Annotated in this window: 19 protein-coding genes; 16 read left to right on the top strand and 3 right to left on the bottom strand. The window is 66.7% G+C overall.

What is annotated here, in order from left to right; genetic code table 11:
* Positions 1-72: 72 nt before the first annotated feature.
* Positions 73-645: an HrpB1 family type III secretion system apparatus protein gene (locus tag A3AC_RS0104745; protein WP_025597665.1), complete on the bottom strand. Its 573-nt coding sequence runs from the start codon at positions 643-645 to the stop codon at positions 73-75.
* Here A3AC_RS0104745 and A3AC_RS30325 point away from each other — a divergent pair.
* From A3AC_RS30325 to A3AC_RS0104685, 12 genes are all read left to right on the top strand, one after another.
* A complete protein-coding gene (locus A3AC_RS30325) occupies positions 644-844 on the top strand; it encodes a hypothetical protein (protein ID WP_156924568.1) in 201 nt (66 codons plus the stop codon). The genes A3AC_RS0104745 and A3AC_RS30325 overlap by 2 nt on opposite strands.
* Before the next feature lie 240 nt (positions 845-1,084).
* Positions 1,085-2,206 carry a type III secretion system export apparatus subunit SctU gene (gene sctU / locus A3AC_RS0104735; protein WP_025597664.1) on the top strand — a complete coding sequence of 374 codons (1,122 nt, stop codon included), beginning with the start codon at positions 1,085-1,087 and terminating at the stop codon, positions 2,204-2,206.
* On the top strand, positions 2,190-4,286 hold the full coding sequence (gene sctV / locus A3AC_RS0104730; RefSeq protein WP_025597663.1) for a type III secretion system export apparatus subunit SctV: 2,097 nt from the start codon (positions 2,190-2,192) through the stop codon (positions 4,284-4,286). The genes sctU and sctV overlap by 17 nt, the downstream gene beginning before the upstream one ends.
* A gap of 28 nt (positions 4,287-4,314) precedes the next feature.
* On the top strand, positions 4,315-4,998 hold the full coding sequence (sctP, locus tag A3AC_RS0104725) for a type III secretion system protein SctP (protein WP_025597662.1): 684 nt from the start codon (positions 4,315-4,317) through the stop codon (positions 4,996-4,998).
* 58 nt (positions 4,999-5,056) lie between these two features.
* Positions 5,057-6,622, top strand: a complete 1,566-nt coding sequence (gene sctQ / locus A3AC_RS0104720) for a type III secretion system cytoplasmic ring protein SctQ (protein WP_025597661.1) — start codon at positions 5,057-5,059, stop codon at positions 6,620-6,622.
* Positions 6,606-7,256 carry a type III secretion system export apparatus subunit SctR gene (gene sctR, locus A3AC_RS0104715; RefSeq protein ID WP_025597660.1) on the top strand — a complete coding sequence of 217 codons (651 nt, stop codon included), beginning with the start codon at positions 6,606-6,608 and terminating at the stop codon, positions 7,254-7,256. Before sctQ ends, sctR begins: the two co-directional genes overlap by 17 nt.
* A gap of 39 nt (positions 7,257-7,295) precedes the next feature.
* A complete protein-coding gene (sctS, locus tag A3AC_RS0104710) occupies positions 7,296-7,559 on the top strand; it encodes a type III secretion system export apparatus subunit SctS (protein ID WP_013341121.1) in 264 nt (87 codons plus the stop codon).
* Positions 7,556-8,464, top strand: coding sequence for a hypothetical protein (locus A3AC_RS0104705; protein ID WP_025597659.1), 909 nt, complete (start codon positions 7,556-7,558; stop codon positions 8,462-8,464). The genes sctS and A3AC_RS0104705 overlap by 4 nt, the downstream gene beginning before the upstream one ends.
* A 146-nt stretch (positions 8,465-8,610) precedes the next feature.
* Positions 8,611-9,960 (top strand): secretion protein, encoded by a 1,350-nt coding sequence (locus A3AC_RS0104700; protein WP_025597658.1) that lies wholly within the window; start codon positions 8,611-8,613, stop codon positions 9,958-9,960.
* 8 nt (positions 9,961-9,968) lie between these two features.
* Entirely contained in the window at positions 9,969-10,229 is a 261-nt protein-coding gene (locus tag A3AC_RS0104695) for a hypothetical protein (RefSeq protein ID WP_051361562.1), read from the top strand.
* Between the two features lie 120 nt (positions 10,230-10,349).
* Positions 10,350-10,514 carry a hypothetical protein gene (locus tag A3AC_RS30615; protein WP_006047110.1) on the top strand — a complete coding sequence of 55 codons (165 nt, stop codon included), beginning with the start codon at positions 10,350-10,352 and terminating at the stop codon, positions 10,512-10,514.
* Between the two features lie 216 nt (positions 10,515-10,730).
* Complete coding sequence (locus A3AC_RS0104685) at positions 10,731-11,198, top strand: CesT family type III secretion system chaperone (RefSeq protein ID WP_025597656.1); 468 nt, start codon at positions 10,731-10,733, stop codon at positions 11,196-11,198.
* Positions 11,199-11,300: 102 nt separating this feature from the next.
* Here the strand turns inward: A3AC_RS0104685 and A3AC_RS0104680 are convergent, their stop codons facing one another.
* Positions 11,301-11,756, bottom strand: coding sequence for a hypothetical protein (locus A3AC_RS0104680; protein WP_232231885.1), 456 nt, complete (start codon positions 11,754-11,756; stop codon positions 11,301-11,303).
* 375 nt (positions 11,757-12,131) lie between these two features.
* Between A3AC_RS0104680 and A3AC_RS0104675 the strand changes: the two genes are divergently transcribed.
* The 4 genes from A3AC_RS0104675 to A3AC_RS0104665 all read left to right on the top strand — a co-directional run bounded on the left by A3AC_RS0104675 (position 12,132) and on the right by A3AC_RS0104665 (position 18,825).
* Entirely contained in the window at positions 12,132-12,818 is a 687-nt protein-coding gene (locus tag A3AC_RS0104675) for a GNAT family N-acetyltransferase (RefSeq protein WP_025597654.1), read from the top strand.
* A 95-nt stretch (positions 12,819-12,913) separates the two neighbouring features.
* The gene (locus tag A3AC_RS0104670) at positions 12,914-16,510 is read left to right on the top strand and encodes a hypothetical protein (RefSeq protein WP_025597653.1); all 3,597 of its coding nucleotides are present in this window, start codon (positions 12,914-12,916) and stop codon (positions 16,508-16,510) included.
* Between the two features lie 552 nt (positions 16,511-17,062).
* Entirely contained in the window at positions 17,063-17,641 is a 579-nt protein-coding gene (locus A3AC_RS30885; RefSeq protein WP_232231884.1) for a hypothetical protein, read from the top strand.
* Positions 17,642-17,862: 221 nt separating this feature from the next.
* Positions 17,863-18,825, top strand: coding sequence for an alpha/beta hydrolase (locus A3AC_RS0104665; RefSeq protein ID WP_025597652.1), 963 nt, complete (start codon positions 17,863-17,865; stop codon positions 18,823-18,825).
* On the opposite strand, the gene A3AC_RS0104660 is transcribed toward A3AC_RS0104665, so the two are convergent.
* Positions 18,805-19,272: a lytic transglycosylase domain-containing protein gene (locus A3AC_RS0104660; protein WP_051361587.1), complete on the bottom strand. Its 468-nt coding sequence runs from the start codon at positions 19,270-19,272 to the stop codon at positions 18,805-18,807. The genes A3AC_RS0104665 and A3AC_RS0104660 overlap by 21 nt on opposite strands.
* Positions 19,273-19,512: the final 240 nt, after the last annotated feature.

The following is a 19,512-nucleotide window of genomic DNA, read 5'->3' as shown; positions in this document are numbered from 1 at the left end:
CAGTGAATGATTTCCGACGACGCCACAACGCCGCGTCGCCTGACTCAGATGTGCAGATTCAGATATGCAGATTCAGATGCGCAGATAGCCCTGCTGCGCGAGCGCCTCGTTGTGAGCGGCCGGCGGCGGCGGGGCCACGGCGGGCGGCTCCTGCGGCAACTCGTCGTTGAGCGCGGTGATCGACAGCGGCACTTCGAAGGTGCCGCCGTTGCGGTACACGCGAATCGCCTCGCGCAGATCGTCGCGAGCTTCCAACGCGCGCACGAGCTGGCGCGTGTCGCGATCCGGATTCTGAGCAAGCGCCGCGCTCGCCCATTGACGCCAGCCGGCATCGCCCTTCACGGACAGGCAGAACGCGAGCAGCGCCTTCGCATACGAGAAATGCGGCGCGCCCTCGATCACGCGCGAGAACACGCGGATCGCGTCGTCCCAATGGCCGCGCTGCATGTAAAGCACAGCTTCCATCGTGTCCAGTTCCGCCATGCGCGGGCGCAACAGACGCAGAGCGTCGAGTGTCAGCTCGATGTCGTAAGGATCCGCTTCGAGCGTCGGAAAATTGTTGAGCAGCGCGCAGGACAGCGTATCGATCAGACCGCCCACTATGGCCTGACTGCAGTTGAGGTGATCCGGCGTGGCGGTACTCATGGCGAGAACTCCTGCTGATGGACTAGTCGACGAAGCACTGTCGCGCGAGGCCGATCGACGCATCGGCATGCGGCGCGCAGCGATGCACCAGGATACCGTTCAGCGGGCAGCGGCACATGCGCGATACGAAGCGAGCGTGATCCATGCGAAGCGCAAGCGCGGCCGGGGTGGACTGTTTGCGGCACTCACGGTCGCGTGAGTTTGCTTCAAGCGGGTGTATGCGGTGGGCGTGGCGCGATCAGTGCTGTCGCTGTACCGCGAAGCCGCGCTACCCCGCTTCCCCCGCGAGCCACCTCGCTTCGTTTGCCTTACGCGGGCTTCGCATCTGCTGCGCCCCGTGGCGAAGAGCCCGCTACCGTCGGGCTACGAAGGGCATGGGCGTCGCGCATCGGCATCACACGCGGCGAGGCGCGGCGCATGCGGTGACGAGCGGAATGTCATGAGCGAAGAGAAAACCGAGCAGCCTACCGACAAGCGGCTGCGCGACACGCGCAAGGACGGCGAGACGTCCAGGAGCGCCGACCTGGTCGACGCCACGACAATGGCCGCTGTGCTCGGCGTGCTCGCGTTCGCGGCAGCGCGCTTCGGCGGTGCGCTGCGCGAGATCGTGAATATTGCGCTGGAATTCGCGTCGGGCAGCCACGATCAGCCGCTCATGATCGGCAAGCTGTTCGACCTCGGCAAAGAGGCGCTGATCGTAATCGTGCCGTGCGTGGGCGCCGCGGCGCTCGCGGCGGTGGCCGCGCTGATGCCGCAAGTGGGCTTTCAGATCGCGACGAAGCCGGTCGTGCCCGATCTCAAGCACGTCAGCCCCGTGGACGGCGTAAAGCGGATATTTTCGTGGCGCACGGTAATCGACCTCGTGAAGATGATCGTCAAGGCAGCCATCATCGGCGTGGTGATGTGGTTCACGATCAAGTGGATCTTGCCGTTGATCGTCGGTTCGCTGTATCAGCCGCTGCCGGAACTGTCCAAGCTGTTCTGGTCGCTGCTCATCAAACTGTGTGCGGTCGCGGTGTGCGTGTTCATCGTGATCGGCGTGGTCGACGTCAAGCTGCAACGCGTACTGTTCCTGCGCAAGCTGAAGATGTCGAAAGACGAAGTCAAACGCGAGCGCAAGCAGATGGACGGCGACCCGAAAATCAAGGCGGAACGCAAAAAGCTCGCACGCGAGTTCGCTACCTCGGCCGCGCCCGCGCAGCGCGTCGGCTTTGCGAATGCGCTGATCGTCAATCCGACGCATTATGCGGTCGCCATCCGCTATGCGCCCGCCGAGCATCCGCTGCCGCTCGTGATCGCGCGCGGCATGGACGAAAGCGCGGCGCAATTGCGGCGCTTCGCGCGCGACGCGAATGTGCCGATCATCGGCAACCCGCCGGTTGCGCGCGCGCTCTACAAGGTTGGAATCGACGAGCCGATTCCGGAGGAACTGTTCGAAACCGTCGCCGCGATCCTGCGCTGGGTCGACTCAATCGGCGCGCGGCGAATTGAGAACCAGGACGGCCAGTACAACCACGACAACCGCGACAACTTCGAGACCCGCGATGTTCAAGACACTTAAGCTACCCGCCGGCGGTGAAATCGGCATCGCGTTGCTGGTGGTCGCGATCATCTCGCTGATGATTCTGCCGCTGCCGCCGTTTCTGATCGACATTCTTCTCGCCATCAACATCACGATCAGCGTGACGCTGCTGATGGTGACCATGTATGTGCCGAACGTGGTGTCGCTTTCGGTGTTTCCGTCGCTGCTGCTTTTCACCACGCTGTACCGGCTTTCGCTGAACATCGCGTCGACCAAGTCGATTCTGCTGCACGCGGATGCGGGCAATATCATTGAAAGTTTCGGCGAACTGGTGGTGGGCGGCAACCTCGTGGTCGGCATGGTCGTGTTCGTGATCATCACGACCGTGCAGTTCATCGTGATCGCGAAGGGCTCTGAACGCGTGGCCGAGGTCGGCGCGCGCTTCACGCTTGACGCATTGCCCGGCAAGCAGATGAGTATCGACGCCGATCTGCGCGCGAATCTGCTCACGCCCGAAGAGGCACGCCGCAAGCGCGCGACGCTTGCCGTCGAGAGCCAGTTGCACGGCGGCATGGACGGTGCGATGAAATTCGTCAAGGGCGATGCGGTGGCCGGGCTCATCATCACGCTGATCAACATCATCGCGGGCATCGCGGTGGGCGTCGCGTATCACGAGATGTCGGCGGGCGAAGCGGCGAACCGCTTTTCGATTCTCTCGGTCGGCGACGCGATGGTTTCGCAGATTCCGTCACTGCTGCTTTCGGTGGCCGCGGGCGTGATGATCACACGCGTGTCCGACGAGCGCGACGCACGCCCCCTCTCGCTTGGCGACGAGATCGGCCGGCAGCTCTCGGCAAGCGCCCGCGCACTCTACTTCGCGAGCCTGCTGCTGCTTGGCTTCGCCGCCGTGCCGGGCTTTCCGAGTTCGCTGTTCCTGCTGCTCGCGGCAATCCTCGCGTTCTGCGGCTACCGCCTCGGCAAGAGCAAGCCTGCGGCGACCACGCATGCCGGCGAAGCCGTCAACGCGATGCAGCGTGCCGGCTCGAAAGCCGAGACGCCGGCCATCCTCACGCGCGCGCCGCAATTCACCTGTCCGCTCGGCGTGCGCATTTCGCCCGACCTCGTGGCGCGCCTGTCGACCACCGCGCTCGACCGCTCATTCGAAACGGAACGTGCACGTCTGCAGGAATATCTCGGCTTGCCGTTTCCCGGCATCACGATGTGGACAAGCGACGAGTTGCCCGCTTCGAGCTGCGAACTGCTGATGCACGACGTGCCGTACTGCGCGATCGAGTTGCCGCCCGGCAAGGTGATGCTGCCCGACCCGGCGCTCACCGGCACGCGCGAGCCACCCGCCGCCGACGCGCAAGCGCTCCCCGCGCGCGGCGACGCCCGCGCGGAAAAACGCCGTGGACTCGACGGCGGCCCCGGGCCCACGTGGTGGCTCGACGAAAAAAGCTTGCCGCCGAAACAGCCGGCGTGGCGCGCCGAGCAGGTGATCGCGCATGCGTCCGTGGCGATGCTGCGCAAGCACGCTTCGCTCTTTCTCGGCATCCAGGAGGTGCAATGGATACTCGATCAGCAGAACGCCGAATATCCGGGCCTTGTCGCCGAGGTGCAGAAAGTGCTGCCGCCGCAGCGCATCGCTGACGTGCTGCGGCGATTGCTCGAAGAACAGATTCCAATCCGCAACGTGCGCAATATTCTGGAGAGCCTTGTGGTTTGGGGTGCGAAGGAAAAGGACATGCTGATGCTGACCGAATACGTGCGCGGCGATCTCGCGCGTTTTCTCGCGCATCGCGCGGCGGGCGCGGGGCGGCAGTTGCCCGCGGTGCTGTTCGATCTTCCGGTTGAACAGCATATCCGCCAGGCGATCAAGCAGACGCCGACCGGCAACTTCCTTGCGCTGCCGCCCGACGAAGTGGGTTTTCTGATCGACCGCATCCAGTCTTTTGTCGGCGATACGCCGCGTGACGGCGTTGCGCTCGTCACCTCGATGGATATTCGCCGTTACGTGCGCCGCATGATCGAGGCACGGCTCGGCTGGCTCGCGGTGTACTCGTATCAGGAGCTCGGCGAGCACGTCGAGTTGCAGCCGCTTGGCCGCGTGACGATCTAGCCGCAGCATCACAGCCGCGTTCACGCTCATGACCCTCATCGAATCGCGGCCGTTGCGCATCATTCCTTCCGATCCCGAGCAGCGTCCGGCCGCCGGGACCGCGCGCGCGCGGCGTTTCGATTACGCCGCACTGGTGCGCCGCACGCGTTTGCAGCGCCCTCCTGTGTGCTGCGACGAAGCGGCAGACGCAGCGCAAGCGGACTGTGCGAGTGAATCAGCCGGCGCGGGCGAAAGCCCCACACATGCGCGCCACTTCGACGACGGACAAGCCCGCGATTCGAGCGCCGACACCGGAACCGCCGCGGCAGGCGAAGGCGCGCGTGCATCGGAGTCGGCCCTCGCCGCACACGACGCGCTGTTGCAGCGTCTGCCCGCCGCGACGCTGCCCGCCGTCGACGCCCTCTTCCGCACGCAAGGTCATTTCCTCGAACTGGCGCGCTCGCTCGCGCGCGAGGTCGCGGCCTTCTGCGCCGATCCGGCGATCAGCGAGGCCGGCAACTGGGAAGTGCGCATTCCGCTCGACGAGCGCATCTTTCCGGACACCACGCTTTATCTCTCTCTTTCGCGTTTCTGGTTGTCGCTTCGGTTCGACACGCGGGGCATCGAAACGCGGCAGTTACTCTTCGACCACAGTGCGATGCTCGAACGCGAGCTCGCTGCGTTGCTGAACGCGTGGGGCACGCCGCGCGACATCGAGCTGACGGTGTGGTGAACGCGCCGTCTATCGCTTATCCTGGCCGACGCTGGCCGCATCCTTGAACCGACGCCGCATGGGTTATTCGACCGCCGAACTGCGAGGGATGGAGGCTGCTGCCGAAGACGCGGCGACGCGTGGTGCAACGCATGGCATCCCGGAGGCAGCCGCGCGGGTTGGCGATGTTGGCGATGTCACCGAACGGCGCGGCATCGCGCGCGCAAAGCACGAGACCACGGCAAGCGTTGCCGCGCACGCCACTTCGAACGCCGCCTCGGCCGACACTTCACAAACCGCCTCACACGCTAGCGCGCCACACGCTACCGCAACAGCCGCATCCATTGCCGCGCTGCGGCTTCGCGCCGTGCCGCCGCTGGCCGCGCGCGTGGCGCGGCTCGTCTGCGATGCGGGCACCGCGCGACGTCTCCAGCGCGACGTCGCCATCGTCGCCTGGCAAGCCACGCTCGAAGCCTCAGCCGACAGCATCAGCGCGCCCTTTGAACAACCGGGCGTGCTCGATCTCGCCCATTCTGCCGGCGCGATTCGCGTCCTGTTCGATCTGGCCGAGTACCCCGCGCTCGACATCGCCGCGCTGCCTGACGGTTCGCTCGCACCCACGCCCGGCGACGCGGCGCGTGCATTGCGCATCGCGGTCGCGGGTGTGCTCCTCGAACCGCTGCTCAAGCGTCTCGAGTCGCTCGGCCTCGCAGGCATGCATGTCACGCAGCTCGCGCGCGGCACGGCCCATGCGTTCAATCAGCCCGACACACGAGATTGCGCGGCATTCAGCGTCACTTTCTCGCTCGACGGAACACGGCATCGCGCGCGCGTGCTGCTCACGGCGCCTGTTGTAGATGCGCTCGAAGCATTGCACGCCGCGCGTACTGCCCGTCATGCCGCCGGTGCGTTCACGGCGCACGCTGCATCGCAGATACAGCGCAGCGCACCGCCGTTTGCCGACTGCATCGTGCCGGGGCGTCTGATACTCGGCTCCCGGCGCCTGCCCGTCGACACGCTGCGCGCGCTCGAACCTGGCGACGTACTGCTGCGTTCGCTGCCGGCCAATTTGCGCGCGCTGCTGCCGGGCTGCGAAGCCAGTCACACCGACGAAGCGTGCGCCACCCACGCCGCCGAAGGCCACGCCGCTCACGCCGCGGAGGGCGCCTTCACTCACGTTACCGAAGGCCGCTCCATTCACGCCACCGCGGGCCACGCCGCGCCGCTCGCGCAGCCCGCGAGCGCCACCGTGGCCTGGGGCTCGCCCGGCCTGATGCGCGTGCACGCGCAAGTCAACATGGAAGGCCGCAGGCTTTCACTCACGAAGGAGCCCGTCATGACCGATGAGCTGGATCCCGTTCGCCCGGACGATCTGCTCGCGCCGGATCAACATTCGAATCCGATCCACATCGGCGAACTCGATCTGCCCGTGCAGTTCGAAGTCGACACGGTTGCGCTGCCGCTCTCGCAACTGTATGCGCTGCGCCCCGGCTATGTGCTCGAACTGCCGACCCCGGTTGCCGAAGCGCAGCTCAAGCTGGTCACGCACGGCCAGACCATTGGCTATGGCGAACTGGTCACCGTGGGCGACCATCTCGGCATCCGCATCCTGCGCATGGCGCACGGCGATGGTCCAGTTCAGTGACATTACCGGGCTGCTGATCGTCATCGTCGCGATCAGCCTGGTCCCTTTCGTCGCCATGGTCGTCACCTCGTACGCCAAGATCGTTGTCGTGCTCGGCCTACTGCGCAATGCACTCGGTGTGCAGCAGGTGCCGCCCAACATGGTGCTCAACGGCGTGGCGATACTCGTATCGCTCTACGTGATGGCGCCCGTCGGCATGCAGGCCATGCAGTCGATGCAGGGCCAGGCGATAGCCGGCCAGCCGACCCAGGCGCTGATCCAGGTCTTCAGCGCCGCGCGGGAACCGTTCCGCACGTTCCTGCAGAAGCACACCAACGAACGCGAGAAGCGCTTCTTCATCCGCTCGGCGAATGTGGTGTGGCCGAAAGACGCCGCGTCGAGCCTGCACGAAAACGATCTGATCGTGCTCGCGCCGGCCTTCACGCTCACAGAACTCACCGACGCGTTCAAGATCGGCTTTCTGCTCTACATTGCCTTTATCGTCATCGACCTGATCATCGCCAATGTGCTGCTCGCCATGGGCCTGAACCAGGTGACGCCCACCAACGTGGCCATTCCGTTCAAGCTGCTGCTGTTCGTCGTGATGGACGGCTGGTCGACGCTGGTTCACGGCCTCGTGATGACCTATCGCTAGCGCGGCCTCCTCGCGCGAAGAACTCGGGACAACCGGCACATGGATATCGACACGCTCGTTCGCTTCACGACTCAGGGCATGCTGCTGTGCATGTACATTTCGCTGCCCATCGTGATCGTGGCCGCGCTCGTGGGGCTCGGCGTGTCGTTCCTGCAGGCGATCACGTCGATGCAGGATCAAACGCTCTCGCACGGTGTGAAGCTGATTGCGGTGACGATAGCTATCGTGATCGCCGCGCCGTTTTCGGCGGCGGCGCTGCTGCACTTCGCCAACGAGATCATGCACACCGCGGTGCCGCAATGACGCGCGTCGGTTACCACGCGCCCACTGCCTCGCTCGCAGCGCAGGCGCAGACGACTCGCGAGCGGTCGCAGCAGAGCACCGTCGCGCGCTTCGCGGTGCTGTATCGCGGCACGATCAGCTTCAGTTATGCCCGCACGCAACAGATGGCGCTGCGCGGTTCGCTGCTCGCGCGCAGGCTCGCGGCGCTCAACGCGCGCAAGCGCAATGCGGCACGCCGCGCCGGCATGCGCCGGCCGCTTGTCGCGAGCGGCAACGAGGCGAGCGGGCACGCGCCGGACGGCGGCGACTGCGGTCGCATCACGCGCGACGGCGGCGGTGGCCGCGGCAGCGGCGCACCACCGCATGACGGCCACGACGGCGCAGACGGCGATGAGGGCATGTCGCGCGCGCAGATTCGCGCGCGCAGTGGACACACAGCAGTTGCGCCACCCGCGCCTGGCGTGCTGCAGAAATTCGTCGCTGCACAAGGGAGTTCTACGGACATTCCGGAGACGCTGCCACGTCTGTGGTGCGACGCGCTGCTCGCGTTGCGCGATGAAGCCGCCGCGCGTCCGCGCGCGCCGCTCGATGCGATGCTGCACGAGTGCTTCATCGATCTGCTTGCCGTGCAGCTGCAAAACGGTGTGTGCGGCGATACGAGCATGGGCACATGGAGACAGCGGCTGATCGATGCGTCGGGGATGCGAGGCGCGGCCGCGCCAGGCGAGGCATCTGAAACGCGAAGTGCGGCCGGGCAAGCCGACGCATCTGCCGAAGAAATCAGCCGCGCCGGCCGCCTCAATCTGCTGATGCCACTATTGCTGCTCAGCTACGCCAGACCCTCGACACCGCTCATGCGCGAGCGCGCCTTGAACGTGCGCATCGTGCAGCGCGGCATGGCGCTCACGGCTGCCGAACACGGCTGATGCAGCGCGTCGCGATAGCGCCCGTGCGCGGTTTCGCTTTCCATGTATCTGCTTCGCATTGTGTGCCGGAACGTCATCGGCGGCGGCTAGAGTGAGTGTCGAAGGCGTGCCGCTGCGCGCCCCATCATTCCTTCAACGGGCTTTTCATGACGAAGCTGCTGCGTATCCTGACTGGCGTGCATGCCGGCGCGGAACTGCGTCTCAGCGCCGGCACTCACCGCATCGGCGCGGACGACGACGCCGACATCCGCATCTCCGACTGGCGCGGCGACGACGTGTCGCTCGTCGTCGATGCAAGCGGCGTGGTGAGCGCGCGTCGCATGCTGCCGGTCGTGGCCCTCGCCCAGGACGAGCCCGACGCCGACGAAAACAGCAAGACAGACACTCACACAAGAAGCCGCAACGACGGCAATCAGGGAGCCGGCCACGCAGCGCAAGACGACGACGAGCCGGGCACGGTCATTCTGCTCGAGTTCGTACCGATGCAGTTCGGCGATACCGTCATCTGCATAGGCTCGGACGACGCCGCGTGGCCGAGCGACCTAGACCTGCTCTCCACGCTGCTCGTGAAGCCGGACGAAACCCGGCGCGCCGCCGAGCGCTCGCGCCGCCGCAAAATGACCGGCATCGTTTCCGGGTGCGCGATGCTCGGCGCCGTGCTGGTCATCGGCTCCGTGATGCTGACGACGGCCGTGAGCCGCGCCGCGTTGCCGCGCGACGCGGGGGACCTCGCGCAGCGCGTGAATCTCGAACTGGCCGCCGCTCACATGAAGGAACTGCACGCGCAGGTGCGCGGTTCGACGGTGATCGTCAGCGGCATGGTCGCGACAGCCGACGAAGACGCGCAAGTGCGCAAGATGCTGATGCGGATATCGCCGAACCGTATCGTGCGCCACTACGACATCGCGCAGAACGACGTGCGCAATATCGCGGATTCGCTCGCCATGCAGGGGCTCAAAGTGCTCTACACGGGGCGCGGGATCTTCGAGATCAGCGGCAAGGCCGCCAATCCGCGCGAGGTCGAAGCGGCCGTTGCCCGCATGCGCCACGATCTCAGCGACAACGTGAAGAACGTGCGTGTGAGCGTCGCGCAGGCGGAAGACACATTGCCCTCGGCGCCCTCGTTCTCCTTCCTCATGTCCTCCGACGATGTGCGCTACGGTCAGACACCCGACGGCGTCAAGCATATCTACACAGTGCCGGAAGACCCGGCTTCATCGACCTCCGCCGCAGCGAATGGTCTTGCCGCTGCCGGCGCAAACAGCACAGCAGACAGCACGGCAAACCTCGCGGCAAACAGCGCAGCCACTATCGACACAAGCGCACCGGGCAGCATCGGCGCGGGTTCCGCGATGCCGGCGCCTGCCGACGGCCCGACGATAGTCGGCAGCGGCGCCGCGCGCGGCGTGATGCAGCCCGTCGAGAACATTCCCGCGACCCCGCCCTCGCCCGCGCGTGCCGCGAACACCACCGCCTACCTGCCGCTACCGAAGTGAGGTTTCCCATGACGCAGACATCGAACATCTACGCACCGCTCGAAGCGTGCGCCGCCGACTTCAACGATCTGCAGAAGACGCTCGCCGATCCGGCCGGCGGACCGCGTCTTGCCGCGATACGCGAGGCGCTCGAAGCGACTGCGAAAAACGTGGGCGAAGCACACGGCGCAACCGAGCTCGACCGCAACGATCTCGCGAAGCTGTATCGCGGTCTGCTTGCCGCGGGCCGCATCGTCGGTCAACTTGCGGACAAACGCGGCGCGGCCTGATGCGCGCCACCGGCGCGAGCGCCGGGTACGAGGCTCGCCCTGTGCGGCGGCGGCTGGCTGTCGCACAGGGCAGCATTCACAGGGCAGCATTTCTTCTTAACCGGAAAACGAGGAGGTCTTATGTCTATCGGTCCAGCAATGGGTGCGATCACCGGCATGGCCGCGCAAGGCAGCACCGCTGCCATCGGCGCGGCGCAGGCCACGCTGCAGATGTCGCTGGCGGGCGCGGTGGCCAACACCATGAAAACCGCCGGTCAGACGATCCAGGGCGGCACTGGGCACTAAAGCGCACTAAAGCGCAAACTTCGCAGTCCCGCGGTGCCGGTTCGCGAGGACCGGCGGTCCCTGTGCTTGCAGGGTCTCGCCTCACTCGCCGTGCTGTCTGTTGCAGGCCGCCGGTTGCAGGGCTGCGTCATGTTTTGCCGGCCGGCTCGCGGTTCGCCGCGTGCCGGCTTCTTGCGTCGTCGATATGATTTTTTGTAAGCTGCGCGGGCGTGCTACTTGGACATCAACGATAGTTCGGATCGCTATGCATTATTGGTGCGGGACCTGTGCGCAACGGTCGGCCTCGCGGATGCCGAGCATGTGTTGCGCACGCGCTCCGTCGAGGTGGAAGGCTTCGATGTGCGGCTCGAACACTTCGAGAACGATCTGGACGCGCTGTACGCCAATTTCCATTACGGCACGGTGACGGCGGGCCGCACGCTCGTCGTATTCCGGCTGATGCTCGAGGCCAACCTGCTGATCTACGCGCAGGACCAGGCGCAACTCGGACTGGATACGGATACCGGAGGCATCGTGCTGGTGTTGCGCGTGCCGATGACGCACGACGTCGACGGTGCCGTGCTCGCAGATCTGCTCGCGCATTACGCCGAGCATGGCCGCTATTGGCGCAAGAGCATCATCGAGTCGACGGATGAGATGTTCGAAGGGATTGTCGCCGGAGAGTTTACCTGGCTGCGCGCGTGAAGTGAGGCGCCCGCGGAAAAGGCGCGCTCAGCGGCAGGCGTGGACTATGGAGTCCCCGCCATGCGGCTTGCTCGACTACAGCGCCGCAGCGCCGCGGCCAACTCAGGTCGCGCCATGAATGACGTGCCCGACATGCTTGGTGAATTCGACCAGCGCCTCCAGGTTGGCAAGCATCTGGCTCGCCGCCGCTCGGTCGAATGTGCTGTCAGCGATCGGCGGCGCCTCGGAGAACTGCGTTTGCACGGGCCGAACCGGCAACGTGCGCGTCCATGACGACGCAACGTCGTCACCCGCGTGTGCTGCGCCTGGCATGATCACCACGACGCCCGGCTTGCGCAGGACCGGCAATCTGTCGCCGTCCTTGCGCGACAGGCTGATTTTGACCGGGCCTTGTGGCGGCGCGATGTCGCGCAGCGGCGCGAGTTCCCCCGCAAGCATCACGCGTGTCGGCACGAGCGCGGCGCGTCCGGCAGCTTTCTCGTGCGTCGCCCGGTTGTGCGTGCCTTCAATGCCGCCGACGCTCGCCGCCGGCAATGCGGCAATGGCCTTGCTGTTCACGGTTGCATTCTCCCTGGTTCGGCGCGGCAAATCGACGTATGCCGCCATTGGGACACCTTAGCGTCCGCTGGCGCGACACGTTTCTCGCAGCGCGAAAATGCAGCAGGCGATGCGAAGCGCGACGGCGCATGCTGTCCGCGAATTTATGCGGCTTCGTGTTGCCACGGTCTCCTCAAGCGCCTTCGCTCGCGTGTCCGGATCTGCGACGACCGCGACATGCCCGGCATCCGGGTATCGACAATCGCAATGAATGCCATGCCTGAACATGCCTTTGCTAACACGTTCGCATTCGCGTGTGCGCCTTCGCGACGGCCGCGTCGGGCTCGGCACCCGGGCATCGACAATCGCATCAAACGCCTTGCGTGGAGGTTGCCGATGTCACCATTCCGCTTTCCAGCCCTGATCGAATCCGCCGACTTGCTAATGCGGCCGCCAGAGCCGCGCGACGCCCAAGCGCTATTCGACGAAATGCTCGGCGACGTCGCGACGACGCGCCACCTCAGTTTCCGGCGCCATACGACGCTGGACGAAACGCTCGCGTTCATCGACGATTCCGCGCAAGGCTGGCGCAGCGGCGAACTGATCCGCTGGGTTCTCGAGGACCGCGCGAGCGGCCGGCTCACCGGCATGATCGAACTGCGGCCGCATCCGCCGCGCGTGGAAGTCGGCGTGATGATCAGCCGGCGCGGCGGTGCACGTCGCCGGCGCGCCGGGCTCCATGCGCTGCGCAAGCTGCTCGCATGGATGCTCGCGCAACCGCCGATTCTGCGCATCTACGCGTATTGCGCGGTGGATGGCGACGCGCACAGCAGCATGGAAAAGCTCGGCTTCACGCTCGAAGCGAAGCTGACCAATTACGAATGCCGGCCCAATCTCGGCGTGCTGGCCGGCGACAGCTACCTCTACGCGATGACGCGTCCATTGCAGGCACTCGACGACACACCCGCGACCCGCTGGCTCGCCGAATACGCGGCGCTCGAGGCCGACCTCGAGCCGGGCGACATCGACGCTGTATCGGATGCGCTCGTGCATGCGCAGGAGCCGCGAATCGCCGCTTCGTAATTCGGCGCGGCGCTTCGCATCGCGCGGCGCTGTACCACCCCGGCTGTCACATTGCGAGGACATAGTGCAACGCGGTCTCCTTCTGCCGCGTCGACATGTTCCGCTATCGTCTGCTCGATGTTTCGTCCACTGACAGCCTGCTCGAGAATGCGCCCGCCGCAGCGCAACCGGAGGAAGCAACCGCGCCGGTGCAGCCGACGCAGCGGCGCATGCCTGGGTGGGTCCGCGCTTCGCTGGCGCGGCCGGCGCGGATCGTCGGCGCGCGGCGCGTCGAGTTGAGCACGGCCCTGTTTCAGCACAGCACGCATGGCAGCGCGTCCGGACCCGAGCATCACGCACCAGGCGACCGCCGCTTTCCCCCGGTCAATGCCGCACGACATGCGCGGCGCGAAAGCGGTCCGCTCGCGGATACCGGAGTGCTGGCTGCGCGCGCCGCGTCTGTGTCGAGTGTGCGTGGGGCCGAGGCGGAGGTGGAGTCTGCCGGCGACGCGCAACGCCCTTCGGCCGCACATGAAAGAGGCGCACAGGCAGCAGCGGCATCGCAGGCGCTGCGCATCGACACTGTCATGACGCGTGCCGATCTCGCTGCTTATGTGCAGCAGCGGTTCAATGACGGTGCTGATTTCACCGCCATTGCGCAGCACCAATCGAACCCACCAGCCCATCAGACCGCCGACGCAACGGCCCTCGCCGAGCGTCTGTACCGGCTATGCGCAACAGCCGGGCACGCTCGCGCTGTTGCGCCACGCGGCAATGATGCCGCCGACGCCACGGACTCCGACGACACTCAGGCTGCGCTGCGCGGCGCGCTGCTCGCCGACGCGCTCGCCCGGGCGGGCGCGACCGATTGCCGGTCGGCGCATCTGACGATTGAGCGCATTGGCATGCTTGACTTCGCCGCACCGCATCTTCGTTCCTCGGACAGCGGCGCCGAACGCGAGGCATGGCGCGCGGCGCGTGTGCTCGCGCGCTCCGGCGAGGGCCGCGAGATACTCGCGGCATTGCGCACGGCGACGTTCAATCCATACCGCGATGAGTTGCAGCGCCTGGGCATCGAGGTGCTCCTCACGAGCGCCAATGCACTGGAGCCGATCGCTATCGACGATCCTCTCGCGATGAGCGACCCGGCGACCAGCGACCCGGCGCCCGGCGCGCTCGCGGCCCGCGTGAGCGCGAAGCAGGCGCCCCGCAGAAGCGAAACCGGCGAGAACGCTGTGGCCCGCACGAGCGAGACTGCCAACAAATCAGCCCCAGGCATCAGCACGCCTAATGGAGCCCTGACCACGCTCGCCGCCCGCGCATTCGACGCCGCCTCGACCCTGCTCGCCCACGGACGCGACGCATTGACAGCCGATCAACAAGGCGCGCTGTTCGCGTGGCGCCAGTCGTTCAGCGCAAACGGCCGCCATAGCGATCTTTCGCAAACGAGGCAACGCCTCGCCCGCTTTGTCGGAAACACGATTCCACGCGTCGGCGAAAAACGCTGGAAGACCTTGTTGCCGCGCATGTTCCGCGGCCGGCACGGCTCGCCGCTCTCGGCGTTGCGTCTGGGCACGCAAGGCGTGCCGCGCCAAACCATCGCGGCAGAACAGGCGAAGGTGCGCAAGCACCTGCAAGCGGCGCTGCCGCAGTTGCTGCAAAGCCCGGCGATGAATCCGCGTGCCGCGCTCGCGCATGCGCGACCCGAAGCATCGCTCGTGGAACTGGCGGCGCTTTGCGTGTGGCTCGAACGCGGCGGTTTTCCGCCCGGCCGTCTCGACGACGACGCCCTGCGCGCGATTGTGCAGCGCGCTCACTCGATGTGCGAAGAGGCGCTGCAGCCCCTGCCCGCCGGCGCGGACGCCGCGGCATCGGCGGCACACTTCGCGGTGGCGCGGCGCGTGCGCGCGAGGGCCCGCGAGGCCACTGCTAGCTGGCTCGCCATGACGCCGCAGCAGCTCGCGCGGACCAAACCGTTCCGCTCGATCGTCAAACGGCCGTTCACCGTCGAGCGGCTTGCGGTGTGGGGCAAGGTCGCGGGCCTGCCTGAGCATGCGCCGTTCTGGCACACGGTGAATGAACTGCACACGGCCACTCAGCACGAGCCGGACGCACGCGCCGCAAACAATGTCGACGACGTGCGAGAGACGCTGCTCGACGTAGCCGCGAACCTGCAATCGGGGCAGCGTCTGCGGCTCACGGACGGCGGGCGCCAAGGCGTCAGCACGCGCGGGCTGAACATGACCGTGGAAACCGTGCTGCGCGGCCACGGCATGCCGGTCTCGCCGCGCCTCGATTTGCGCGCGTCGCGCACGCGCGAGGCGGTGGTCGACATCAGCCGCTCGACGCATGGCGCGGCGATTTTCATCGGCACCGCGAAGTCGAGCATGCGACACGTCGGCGCGGGGCTCCTCGTCGGCTATGACGTGACGACCGCATTGACGACGCTGCGCGCGGGTCTCGTCGCGAACGCCACGCTGCATGCGCGTGAACTGAGCGAGCCGCGCGGCGTGACGCTGCGCGTGGCGCGCCGGCTATTGCCGGACGGCAGCGGCTACGACGACGCGACGCTGCGCGCGAAGCTGGCCGGCATCGTCGAGCATCTGTTCGACGAATCGGGCGGCTCGCACGACGACGGACCCGAGGGTGTCTGGAACCGCCTGGCGTCGCGCTACTGGGACGACCCGGACGTGTCGGTCAGCTGGACGGACGCGCACACGCTCGTGCGGCGACGCGGCGTTACGCTCGACGCAAACGCCACCGTCAAGGTCGCGAGTTTTGGCGGCGAAACGCTCGTCGATCCACACAGCGGCGAGCGCACGCGTCCGTTGTCGGCGCGCACCGGGCCGTCGGCGGGCGGCGGCTGGCAGCGCTCGCGGCAGAGCGCGCAGGTGCTGGAGCACAGCGGTCGTGTGCAGGTCGAAGAGCACCGCGTCGGCATAGGCAGTCAGTGGCAGTTGCGCGGCGGCATCGCGCCGGGCTTTTCTCATCCACTCGATGCCGAAGGCCGGCACACCGTGGGGCTTTTTTCAATCGACGCCCCGGCCGCGACCATGGCGCTGCGCGAACGCAACCGCTCCGCGAAGCTGCTGCTGGTGCGCGACGATGGGCGGCTCAATCATCGCGGCTCCATTCTCGACATCGAGTATCAGGACGCGCGCACCTACACGCGCGCCGTCGACGAAGCGCGCGGCGAACTGATCGCGCTGTTCGCCGCCGAGGCCATCGCGCGACGCGAACGCAATGAGGCGCTGGGCGGGAGGCGGCGGGCGCCTGGTGCGCCGGATGCACTTCATGCACCTTATGCGCCTCATGCGCCTCATGCGCCTTCGCCCGAGGCGCAGGCCGGCGAGCGCATCGACGAGCATCTGGCGAACGTGCGCAGAAACCAGCGTCCCAATCTGACTTATGTGCAGCGCTACCGGCTGCGCCGGCATGCCGCGTTGCGGCTCGACGCCAATCACGCGGCGCTCGTGCAAGCAGACGGCGACCCGTGGCTTCAGGCGCGTATCGCCGAGACTAACGCGAGCATTCTCGACCACCCCGCTTCGTGGATGGCCACCGAGCTGAAGGTGAAAGAGCGCAATGCGAGCGCGCGTAGCTTCGGCCCGAACGTGGTGCTGCAACTGACGACACGCACCGGCGCGGTCGGCGACCGCGAGATCGTGACCGAAGGTGTGCCGTTCGCTGTGCTTGAGACGTTGGATCGGTGAGTAAGGTTGCGCGCTTCGTGCGGGCGGTGCGAGGTTCGCATCAACGCGCGCAGGTCCGTGCGACGAGACGACAATCGACTGATTGAGCCGTTCGGCGGCACAGGAGGAATCATGTCGACTCCGGTTGGCGGTAGTGCGCAATCGCCCGATCCGCGCATCGAGTATGGGCAATATGGTCCGCAACCCCCTTACGATGGCGACTCGTCGCCTCGCGCGAAGCGTCCTCGCGACGCTCGGGTTCAGCCGGGCTCGAACTCGCCTATTGATGACCTGCGGCGCGCGGGCAGCGGTAGGACCGCGGGTGGCGCGCACAGGGTGCAATGGGGTGTGGGCGGGGATGGTGATGCCGGCAGCGCTGGCGGTCCCCGCCCAACTCGCGGGCCATTTCCCGACGGGTCCGGCGCACACAGTTCCAGCGCGGCCGGCCAGCCGCATCCTCCGCAGCCCCCTTATCCACCGCCTCCACCGCAAGCGCCAAACTATCAGGGGCGTGCGCAAAGCCTGTGGCAAAGTAATCCAGGTGCAAAGCGATGGGCGCTGGTGGCGGGCCTGATGACGATACCGTCGGTCTTGTCGCTCGGCATGATGGGCGGCGGCATGTCCCCCGGTGCGATGACTGCGCTGTTCGGCCTGAGCTCGATCGCGGAAATGGGTCTGGTCGGCATGCTGCTGTTTCGCGCGAGCCGTGGCGCGGGCCAGTTCGCCGGGCGTTGGGGCCAATATGGACAGCAGCCGGGCTCGTATGCGCAGCCGTGGCAAGGTGGTCCACAGGCGCCTTATGCCGGCGCGCCAGGTCAGGCGCCGTTTCCGCCCCCACCCTATGCGGGGCCAACTCCCTGGCAAGCCACAGGTTGGCAACAAAACGCGGCAGCGCAAGCCTGGCCTTCGGCCGGGGCGCAGCCTGGCTCCTGGCAACAGCCCGACCCTGCTTCACAGTCCGGATGGGGGCCGTCGTTTCCGCCACAACCACAACCACAACCGCGAGCGTACCCGGCTGCGGCTCCGCCGCCTGCGGGCCGCACCGGCTGGGAGCAGCGGCCCGCTGAAAACGGCGCGCCGCCCACAGCGCGCCCGCCGGCCCCGCCTCGACCGGCGTCGCCGCCTGCTGGATGGCCGACCGTCGGCGACTAGAGCGGCTCCGGCGCCCGGCGCCCGCGCGCGTGGCCGCCCGACGCCGAACCGCGTGGCAACCAGGCTTCTGATTGAGCATGCTGGCCCACGCATCTGCGTGTCAGCACTAGCATCACCTCCAACACCCCACTTCGCCGCACCGCAAACCGTTTCGCGCCTGCAAGCTTCCTGCATGGACGGATTTTTACGCTCGATCAGGTCAACTCGTATCGGACGAAGCCATGTCGCTTGCTCCCAGCGTGCAACAGTTTCTCGTGCGACGCGCGAGCGCCGGCGCGCAGACCCTCGATGCCGTCGACCTGCGCAACGCGCGGCAGCGTTTCGATTACTACACGCCGCTCGGCGACGTGCCGCCGCGTGCGCTCGCGGCCGTCGAGGACATCAGCATCGAAACGCGCGACCACGCCCAGCTGGACGCGCGCATCTACTATCCCGCGCCGCCGTGCTGGGCCGATCCACAACCGGCGTTGCTGTTCTTTCATTCGGGCGGCTATGTGGTGGGCAGCGTTGCAACCGCCGACGCGCTATGCCGCACGCTCGCCGACGAAGCTGGCTGCGCGGTGGTCTCGGTCGGCTATCGGCTGGCACCCGAATATCGCTTCCCCCATGCCGTCGACGATGCGCTCGACGCGCTCCACTGGCTGCATCGCAACGCGGCTTCGCTCGCCGTCGACGGCACGCGGCTCGCCGTCGGCGGCGAAAGTTCGGGAGCCACGCTCGCAGCAGTCTGCGCTGTCAACGCGCGCGACAGAGGCATTCGCCTCGCGCTGCAACTGCTGGTTTATCCGGCGCTGTCGGCGGGAATGGATACGGAAGCGCATCGCCGCTATGGCGACGGCTATTTTCTGTCGCTCGATATCATCCGCTGGATTCAGCGCCATTACCTCGCCGACGCCGACGACCGCCGCGACTGGCGCTTCGCGCCGCTCGACGGCGACCGCGATGCGCCGCGCGACTGGAGCGGGCTCGCGCCCGCATGGATCGTCTCGGCGGAATACGACCCGCTGCAGGACGAGCACGCGCGCTACGTGGAAAAGCTCAGGCGCTACGGCAACGAGGCCAGCGTTGTCTATTATGCGGGCATGATTCACGGCTTTTTCTCAATGGGCGGCATGATTCCCGAGGCATCGCTTGCACATCGCGACGCCGCCCGCATGCTGCGCTCAGCGTTGTGCATCCCTTGACGCGGACACGCGCTCGATTCCGCCAGCGCTGCCGCGCCGCTCAGGCAGCACGTTCCACGAACGCAGGATTGCCGCGATCTGCCGCGCGTAGCGGTCGCGCAATGCGGGCGTCGCCGAATGGTAGGCGCCCACCGCGGCCCACGTGTTGCCGTACTTCACGATCATCCGCCGCAATTGCCACGCGGCGATGTAGATGTTCTTGCACGGCGCCATCAGTTCGTCGCGCGTAATGCCGTAGCGCGACAGCGCGCCAAGATGAATCGAGTTGATCTGCATGACGCCGTAATCGGTCGAGCCGTTCGCGTTCGCATGCGTCGCGCCGGGCTGGTTGCGTGACTCCTGCCACGCAATCGCGCGCAGTATCAGCGGATTGACGTGCTGATAGGCGGCGGCATCGTCGAAACAGTTGGCATGCGCGGGCACGGCGACGCTCGCCGCGCAAGCCATTGCGATCCCCGTGGCATATGCATGCACGCGCGACGCGCAACGCTCATGTGTGGCGCGCGTGTCGACCCGACGACTCGGGCGCAAAGTGGAAAGAATGGACATTGCCATAAGAACGCGCGTTGCGAATCGGGCTCTCATCATGCCCCGAGGCTTGCGCGCGACACGCTATGCGCGCGAACCGCGGCGCGGCCGTGCGAAGCGCGCCTATTCCATCTGCGGTGATTTGCTTACGGCGAAAGA

This window comes from Burkholderia sp. WSM2230 (assembly GCF_000472445.1).
Classification (GTDB): domain Bacteria; phylum Pseudomonadota; class Gammaproteobacteria; order Burkholderiales; family Burkholderiaceae; genus Paraburkholderia.
Note: the sequence above shows the minus strand (reverse complement) of the source record. Positions and strands in the feature narration are given on the sequence as shown.

Coding starts and splice junctions, on each gene's coding strand:
- A3AC_RS30325 (WP_156924568.1), top strand. CDS start 644: ATGGCGAGAACTCCTGCTGATGGACTAGTCGACGAAGCACTGTCGCGC.
- A3AC_RS0104745 (WP_025597665.1), bottom strand. CDS start 645: ATGAGTACCGCCACGCCGGATCACCTCAACTGCAGTCAGGCCATAGTG.
- sctU (WP_025597664.1), top strand. CDS start 1,085: ATGAGCGAAGAGAAAACCGAGCAGCCTACCGACAAGCGGCTGCGCGAC.
- sctV (WP_025597663.1), top strand. CDS start 2,190: ATGTTCAAGACACTTAAGCTACCCGCCGGCGGTGAAATCGGCATCGCG.
- sctP (WP_025597662.1), top strand. CDS start 4,315: ATGACCCTCATCGAATCGCGGCCGTTGCGCATCATTCCTTCCGATCCC.
- sctQ (WP_025597661.1), top strand. CDS start 5,057: ATGGGTTATTCGACCGCCGAACTGCGAGGGATGGAGGCTGCTGCCGAA.
- sctR (WP_025597660.1), top strand. CDS start 6,606: ATGGTCCAGTTCAGTGACATTACCGGGCTGCTGATCGTCATCGTCGCG.
- sctS (WP_013341121.1), top strand. CDS start 7,296: ATGGATATCGACACGCTCGTTCGCTTCACGACTCAGGGCATGCTGCTG.
- A3AC_RS0104705 (WP_025597659.1), top strand. CDS start 7,556: ATGACGCGCGTCGGTTACCACGCGCCCACTGCCTCGCTCGCAGCGCAG.
- A3AC_RS0104700 (WP_025597658.1), top strand. CDS start 8,611: ATGACGAAGCTGCTGCGTATCCTGACTGGCGTGCATGCCGGCGCGGAA.
- A3AC_RS0104695 (WP_051361562.1), top strand. CDS start 9,969: ATGACGCAGACATCGAACATCTACGCACCGCTCGAAGCGTGCGCCGCC.
- A3AC_RS30615 (WP_006047110.1), top strand. CDS start 10,350: ATGTCTATCGGTCCAGCAATGGGTGCGATCACCGGCATGGCCGCGCAA.
- A3AC_RS0104675 (WP_025597654.1), top strand. CDS start 12,132: ATGTCACCATTCCGCTTTCCAGCCCTGATCGAATCCGCCGACTTGCTA.
- A3AC_RS0104670 (WP_025597653.1), top strand. CDS start 12,914: ATGTTCCGCTATCGTCTGCTCGATGTTTCGTCCACTGACAGCCTGCTC.
- A3AC_RS30885 (WP_232231884.1), top strand. CDS start 17,063: ATGACGATACCGTCGGTCTTGTCGCTCGGCATGATGGGCGGCGGCATG.
- A3AC_RS0104665 (WP_025597652.1), top strand. CDS start 17,863: ATGTCGCTTGCTCCCAGCGTGCAACAGTTTCTCGTGCGACGCGCGAGC.
- A3AC_RS0104660 (WP_051361587.1), bottom strand. CDS start 19,272: ATGGCTTGCGCGGCGAGCGTCGCCGTGCCCGCGCATGCCAACTGTTTC.